1 protein-coding gene and 1 pseudogene are annotated in these 950 nt (G+C 63.9%); both read right to left on the bottom strand.

Annotated elements, in window-relative coordinates; genetic code table 11:
* Window positions 1–349 (bottom strand): annotated as a pseudogene (locus GTW58_RS13115) (DNA polymerase I); the annotation flags it as partial.
* A 60-nt stretch (window positions 350–409) separates the two neighbouring features.
* The coding region (locus tag GTW58_RS13110; protein WP_168023563.1) for an ANTAR domain-containing response regulator at window positions 410–950 on the bottom strand (541 nt) is incomplete at its 5' end.

Genomic DNA, 950 nt, shown 5'->3' with positions numbered 1-950 from the left:
CGCCCTTGTAGTCCTCGTACTCCTGGGACCGCAGGGCCGGACCTCCGAGGTGGAAGGAGACCACGACGTGTGTGGGCTCGTGGTCCCGCATCATCTTGGCCATGGTGTTGAGGAAGCCGTAGACCGCTTCCGTGTGTACGCCCTCAGAGGTGACGAACGCCGGACCGTTGCCGTACTCGGCGGCCCTGGACAAGGCGAAGAACGCACGAAATGCCAGCGAATGACCGTCGATCAGCAGAAGTCGCGGGGCGGGCCGGGACACCGGTTCCGGGAGTTCGATCTCCCGCGGGTGCTCGGTCTTGGTGCCGATGACGACGGTGGTGGGCTTGGGGGTGCTCTGATCGCTCACGTGCCCATCCTAGGTGCGCGATCCGACTGCACCGTCGTCGAGAGTCCTCCCCAGCCGGGATCAGGCCACCTGGTTGAGAATGGCCTCGGCCACTTCCCGCATGGAGAGCCGACGGTCCATCGAGGTTTTCTGGATCCACCGGAACGCCTCGGGCTCGGTCAGGCCCATCTTCGTGATCAACAGCGATTTGGCCCGTTCGACCATCTTGCGGGTCTCGAACTGGTCCTTCATCTCGGAGACCTCGTCCTCGAGGGAGATGATTTCCTCGAAGCGTGACAGCGCGATCTCGATGGCCGGGACCAGGTCAGCAGCGGTGTAGGGCTTGACGACGTACGCCATGGCACCGGCTTCCCGTGCTCGCTCGATGAGCTCCTTCTGGCTGAATGCAGTCAGCAGAACGACCGGCGCAATGCGCTCCGAAGCGATGGCCTCGGCTGCGGTGATCCCGTCCAGCACAGGCATCTTGACGTCCATGAGGACCAGGTCCGGCTCGAGTTCCTTGGCCAGGTCGATGGCACGCTGGCCGTTCTCGGCCTCGCCCACGACTTCGTAACCCTCGCCCTCGAGCATCTCCACGACGTCCATCCGGATCAAGGATTCG

Source organism: Kocuria subflava, from assembly GCF_012163155.1.
Classification (GTDB): Bacteria; Actinomycetota; Actinomycetes; order Actinomycetales; family Micrococcaceae; genus Kocuria; species Kocuria subflava.
The sequence above is the reverse complement of the archived record's forward strand: the minus strand, read 5'-3'. Positions and strand labels throughout refer to the sequence as shown.